6 protein-coding genes, 1 tRNA gene and 1 pseudogene are annotated in these 5,000 nt (G+C 67.3%); 5 read left to right on the forward strand and 3 right to left on the reverse strand.

Features of this window, described 5'->3' with window-relative positions:
• Positions 1-68: 68 nt before the first annotated feature.
• Both VFF46_RS19500 and VFF46_RS19505 read right to left on the reverse strand, forming a co-directional pair.
• Positions 69-141: transfer RNA gene (locus tag VFF46_RS19500), tRNA-Gly, on the reverse strand.
• Between the two features lie 146 nt (positions 142-287).
• Positions 288-1,160, reverse strand: a complete 873-nt coding sequence (locus VFF46_RS19505) for a sigma-70 family RNA polymerase sigma factor (RefSeq protein WP_325038585.1) — start codon at positions 1,158-1,160, stop codon at positions 288-290.
• A 115-nt stretch (positions 1,161-1,275) separates the two neighbouring features.
• Between VFF46_RS19505 and VFF46_RS19510 the strand changes: the two genes are divergently transcribed.
• The 3 genes and pseudogenes from VFF46_RS19510 to VFF46_RS19515 all read left to right on the forward strand — a co-directional run bounded on the left by VFF46_RS19510 (position 1,276) and on the right by VFF46_RS19515 (position 2,333).
• Positions 1,276-1,716, forward strand: coding sequence for a pyridoxamine 5'-phosphate oxidase family protein (locus VFF46_RS19510; protein WP_325038586.1), 441 nt, complete (start codon positions 1,276-1,278; stop codon positions 1,714-1,716).
• A 37-nt stretch (positions 1,717-1,753) separates the two neighbouring features.
• Positions 1,754-1,996, forward strand: a pseudogene (locus tag VFF46_RS40625) (aldo/keto reductase); the annotation flags it as partial.
• 247 nt (positions 1,997-2,243) lie between these two features.
• The gene (locus tag VFF46_RS19515) at positions 2,244-2,333 is read left to right on the forward strand and encodes a hypothetical protein (protein ID WP_325038587.1); all 90 of its coding nucleotides are present in this window, start codon (positions 2,244-2,246) and stop codon (positions 2,331-2,333) included.
• Here the strand turns inward: VFF46_RS19515 and VFF46_RS19520 are convergent.
• Positions 2,315-3,238: an AraC family transcriptional regulator gene (locus VFF46_RS19520; protein ID WP_325038588.1), complete on the reverse strand. Its 924-nt coding sequence runs from the start codon at positions 3,236-3,238 to the stop codon at positions 2,315-2,317. The genes VFF46_RS19515 and VFF46_RS19520 overlap by 19 nt on opposite strands.
• A 71-nt stretch (positions 3,239-3,309) precedes the next feature.
• Between VFF46_RS19520 and VFF46_RS19525 the strand changes: the two genes are divergently transcribed.
• Both VFF46_RS19525 and VFF46_RS19530 read left to right on the forward strand, forming a co-directional pair.
• Positions 3,310-4,296 carry an SDR family NAD(P)-dependent oxidoreductase gene (locus VFF46_RS19525; protein WP_325038589.1) on the forward strand — a complete coding sequence of 329 codons (987 nt, stop codon included), beginning with the start codon at positions 3,310-3,312 and terminating at the stop codon, positions 4,294-4,296.
• Positions 4,297-4,390: 94 nt separating this feature from the next.
• Positions 4,391-5,000: hypothetical protein (locus VFF46_RS19530; protein WP_325038590.1), on the forward strand; the 610-nt coding region annotated here is incomplete at its 3' end.

Raw genomic sequence — 5,000 nt, forward strand, 5'->3', positions numbered from 1 at the left:
GTACACGGCTTTGCAGGCCGTTGCCTCGCCTCTCGGCCACTCCACCACTGAGAGCCGAACCCTCTCCGAGCGGACGACCGGGTTCGAACCGGCGACCTCAACCTTGGCAAGGTTGCGCTCTACCAACTGAGCTACGTCCGCGCTCCGCTTCGAGCGTTTCCGCTCGCTGCGAGAGCAGAACAGTAGCGCACTTTCCGCGTCCGCAAAAACCGGATTTGCCCCGGTCGGACAACGCCTCATCCGGCACACGAGTCCCACCAGTTCTGTCCACTCGCCACGCCGTTGGATCAGCCCCGCAAGGTCACGAGATCGACGCTTTCGAGGTACTCCGGATCGCCCCGGAGGTCGATGGCGGCGACACGCCCGTCGACGACCGTGAAAGAGAACACAATCAACGGTTCGCCGCGCTGCATCCACACCAGGCCGGGCATCCCGTCGACGAGTACGAGCTTCGCCGCCCGCGCCCGCCCGCTGAATGCCTGCGCGACCTCGGCGGCACCGGCCAGCGGCGACATCGTGGACCCGTACGACGCCGCGCTCGCATCCCCGCGTACGACGACCTCCGGGTCCAGCACCTCTAGCAATGCGGTGAAGTCCGCTTCCCGCGCGGCGGTCAGGAACGCGCTCACGACTTCCTTCTGCCGCAGTACGTCCACGTCGGTAGGTTCCGGCGTACCGCGAACCCGCCGTCGCGCCCGGCTCGCGATCTGCCGCGCCGCCGCGGGCGACTTCCGGATGATCGGCGCGATGTCCTCGAACGGTACGGCGAACAGGTCGTGCAGCACGAACGCCAGCCGCTCGGCCGGGGACAACGTCTCGAGTACGACGAGCAGCGCCAGCCCGACCGAGTCCGCCTGGATCGCCTCGAGTTCCGGATCCGGTACGCCGTCGTCCGCCAGCACGGGGGAGTGCTCGCCGACCGGCAGTTCGGGCCGGCCGCGACGGCTGCGCAGCATGTCCAGGCAGATCCGCCCGACGACCGTCGTCAGCCACCCGCCGAGGTTGTCGATCGTGCCGGTGTCACTCCGGGAGAGCCGGATCCAGCTTTCCTGGACCGCGTCCTCGGCCTCCGGCTCGGAGCCCAGGATCCGGTACGCGACCGCGCGCAGCCGGTCCCGGTTCTCCTCGAACCGCGCTGCCAGCCAGTCGTCCCCGCTCATCTCGCCCAACCTCTCACCTGTCACACTGTGCGGCCCAGCGCCGTCACCACGATTGACGGAGCGCGGGCACGACATGTGACAGCCCCGAGCACGACATGTGACAGAGGAGCACGCGATGACGGCAGCACCCCGCCCACCAGCGATCCGCAAGCAGGACACCCTCGACCGCCTGGACCGGGACGTCGACGCGTGGATCGCTACGGCCTCCCTCGACGGTACGCCGTACCTGATGCCACTCTCGTTCCTCTGGACCGACGGGACGCTGCTGCTGTCGACGACCCGCACGAACCCGACGGCCCGCAACCTGATCGCGAATCCACAGGTCCAGCTGACGCTCGGCGAGGTACGTGACGTCATCCACATCACCGGCACCGTCGCCCTGACAGACGTCACGGCCACCGAGGGAGCCGCGTTCGCAGCCAAGTCCGGCTTCGACCCCCGCCCCCTGCCGAACTACCCGTTCTTCCGCGTGACCCCCACCAAAATCCAAGCCTGGCGCGAGGTCAACGAACTCAAGGACCGAGTCCTGATGGAAGCCGGCCACTGGCTGGTCTGACTCCTTGACTTAGAGCGCAGTCGAGAAGGCAGTTTTCATCGACACGTCCAACATCTACAACCAGTGGGTCGGTCATGGCGGTGAGAGTGAGGAGTTGCTGGGGCGGTGGCTGCGTGCGCGGGGTGACCGGGACGACCTGGTGATTGCTACGAAGTGCGGAGTGCGTACGACGGTGCCGGGTGATCCTGGGGATGCGCACTGGGAAGGGTTGAGCGCAGGAGCTGTTAGCGAGGCTGTGAAGGGCAGTCTGGGGCGGCTGGGTGTTGCGCGGATCGGATGCAGCAACACTGCGGCCTGGCGGTTCGATCGCGCTCGGCAGACAGCTGTTGCACAGGGGGTCGCGCAGTACAGCGTGATTCAGCAGCATTTGACGTACCTCTGGCCGAATCCTCCTGCATTGCAAGGGGTTCTAAGACGGGGCACACCGCACTTCCAGCACGCGGGCATCGAGCACTACGACTACCTGGCGGAGCACCCGGACGTGACACTCGTGGCTGCTGCACCATGGCGTCGTACCGCTGGTGGGTGTGTCGTCTGTTGCTCAGCTGGACGAGGCGCTCGCGGCTGTCGAGTTGGAGCTGGACACGGAGCTGGTGGCTCAGTTGGACAAGGCCTGAGTGCGGGTGTTGACGCGATACCGCAGCGGTGACTCGCCGACCTCGCGTTTGAACGCAGTACTGAACGCGCTCTCTGACGCGTAGCCCAGCTCGGTCGCGAGTGCACCGACGCTGACGTCGCCGTTGCGGAGGGCACGTTGTGCGAGCATCATCCGCCAGCGATTCAGGTACGCCCGGGGCGGCATGCCGGCGACAGCGCGGAAGCGTTCGGCGAACGCAGTACGGGACATGGCGGCGGCGTTGGCCAGCTCGTTGAGGCTCCAGAGCGTGTCGGGGTGCGAGTGCATGAGCGTGAGCGCCGGGCGGAGGCGTTCGTCGGTCAGCACCCGCAGCCAGCCCGGCGGGAGCTCGGCCTGCTCGACGTACGTGCGGAGTACTTCGAGCAGCACCAGCTGCGCATGCTGGCGGATCGCGAACGTGGAGCCGATGCGGTTGCCCGTCACCTCGGCGAACAACCGGTGCAGGCTGCCGCGTAGGTTCGCGCCCGCGGTGGGGGAGGCTCGCACGTGCGCGACCGGGGGCAGCGCCTCGCCGAGCAGCGTCCGCCCGGCCTCGTTCAGGTCGATGCGGCCGCCAATGACGATGTCGTTGCCGTCCCAGTCCGCGTCCAGCAGCTCGAGCCCGGTCTCGACGGGTACGACGTCCCGCACCGGACCGTCGCCCGATCCTCCGGACAGCTCCAGGCGCGTGCGGTTGTTGAGGATCGCGACGTCGCCCGCCCGCAGCTCGATCGGGCCGTCGATGCCGTCGGTCACCAGCTGCGCCCGGCCGCCGACCATCGCGATGAACTTGAACGTCTCCTGCAGCGTCGCGCGCGACACCCACGGCCCGTCCACCACGAACCCGCCGGAGACCAGCCCGCGCACCTCGACGAGCTCGAACACCGCAGACAGCTGATCGGTCATCTGTACTCTCGCGAAGAAAATCGGGATGGATGCTTATTCATCGTACGCCGGTTCCGCGCGAGAGTGGAGGCATGACCAGACAACAGCTCCTCGGTACCGGATTCACCGCCGCGTCGACGGCCGACGACGTACTCCAAGGCATCGACCTGACCGGCAAGAACGCGATCGTCACCGGCGGCCACCGCGGCCTCGGCCTGGAGATCACGCGGGCACTGCGCAAGGCCGGCGCCCACGTGACGGTTGCCGTCCGCAACCCCGCCGCCGTCGAAGATACGGACGCGAGCCAGCTCGACCTGCTCGATCCGAAGTCGATCGACGCGTTCGTCGAGCGATACCTCGCGACCGGGCGTCCGCTGCACATCCTGATCAACAACGCGGGCATCATGGCGGGTCCGCTGTTCCGGGACGCCCGCGGGTACGAGTCGCAGTTCGCCACGAACCACCTCGGGCACTTCCAGCTCACGCTCGGCCTGCTGCCCGCGCTCCGGGCAGCGCGCGGCGCCCGGATCGTGAACGTGACTTCGGGCGGGCACCGGCTGTCCGACATTCGTTGGGATGACCCACAGTTCACGCAGGACTACCACCCGCTGCTCGCGTACGGGCAGTCGAAGACGGCCAACGTCCTGTTCGCGGTGGAGCTCGAGCGGCGGTGGTCGCAGTACGGCATCCATGCGTTTGCTGCACATCCCGGCATCGTGATCACCACGAACCTCGGTCCACACCTTCCCGAGGGCGAGGCTCGTACACCCTGGCTCTCGGTGGAGGACCTGCACGCGATGGGGCTGGTCGACGAGGCCGGCAATCAGATCATCGATCCGTCGCGTGAACGGAAGACGCCGCAGCAAGGGGCCAGCACGGCGGTCTTCGGGGCTACGAGTCCGCTGCTGGAAGGCCACGGCGGGACGTACCTCAAGGACAATGACATCTCCCCGCTGGATGTGGTCGGCGAGACGGACTTCAGCGACCCGGACGTTCGGTCCGACGTGGTGCCGCACGCGATCGACCCGGATTCCGCCGTACGCCTGTGGAATCTCAGCGATGAGCTCATCAAGCACTGAACCGACGGGCGGCTATCGTCCGGCGCATGACGGCCTACTTCCACTTCGGGGCAGCCCGGCCCACCGCATCACTGTTCCCGTACGACTTCCCGGGATGAGCGACATCCTCTGGGTGGGCGGGCCCGCAGCCGCAGGCAAGTCGACCGTCTCCCGCCTGTTCGCCCGCAAGCACGGTTATGTCTGGTACAGCGTCGACGCCCACGCCTTCGCCCACGAGGAACGCGCAGCCGCCGCCGGCCTCCACGACCCAGCCACCGGGCCCGGCACCTTCGACCGCCGCCCGATGATCCTCGAAGACCTCCAGTCCCTCCCGGTCGACGCCCCTGAAATCGTCGAAGGCGCCTTCGTCACCCCGGCGATGGCGGGTACCGGCCCCAACGCCGTCTGGCTGATGCCCTCCAAGTCCGAACAACAGACCAGACTCCACCACCGAAACCCGGGCGCAAACCACGAAGGCCTCCTCTGGGGCTGGCAACTCATCAACGACCAACTGGCAGGCACCACCGCAACAGTCATCAAGGTCGACAACCAAACCATCCCCGAAACCCTCGCGGCCCTGGAACAACACTTCGCCCCCTTCCTGACCGCTCACGCCACCCCCGACACTCCCAGCCGCCAATCCCTGATCCGCCTCAACAACACCCAACTAGCCACCCAAGCCCAAGCCCGCAACCGAACCACCCCCACAACCTTCGACTGCGAAT

Origin of the sequence: Kribbella sp., assembly GCF_035655035.1 — a bacterium.
Lineage (GTDB): Bacteria > Actinomycetota > Actinomycetes > Propionibacteriales > Kribbellaceae > Kribbella.

What these genes read in the sequence shown, in the direction of transcription:
- VFF46_RS19520 (WP_325038588.1), bottom strand. Translation starts at nt 3,238, where the DNA reads ATGACCGATCAGCTGTCTGCGGTGTTCGAGCTCGTCGAGGTGCGCGGG.
- VFF46_RS19525 (WP_325038589.1), top strand. Translation starts at nt 3,310, where the DNA reads ATGACCAGACAACAGCTCCTCGGTACCGGATTCACCGCCGCGTCGACG.
- VFF46_RS19510 (WP_325038586.1), top strand. Translation starts at nt 1,276, where the DNA reads ATGACGGCAGCACCCCGCCCACCAGCGATCCGCAAGCAGGACACCCTC.
- VFF46_RS19505 (WP_325038585.1), bottom strand. Translation starts at nt 1,160, where the DNA reads ATGAGCGGGGACGACTGGCTGGCAGCGCGGTTCGAGGAGAACCGGGAC.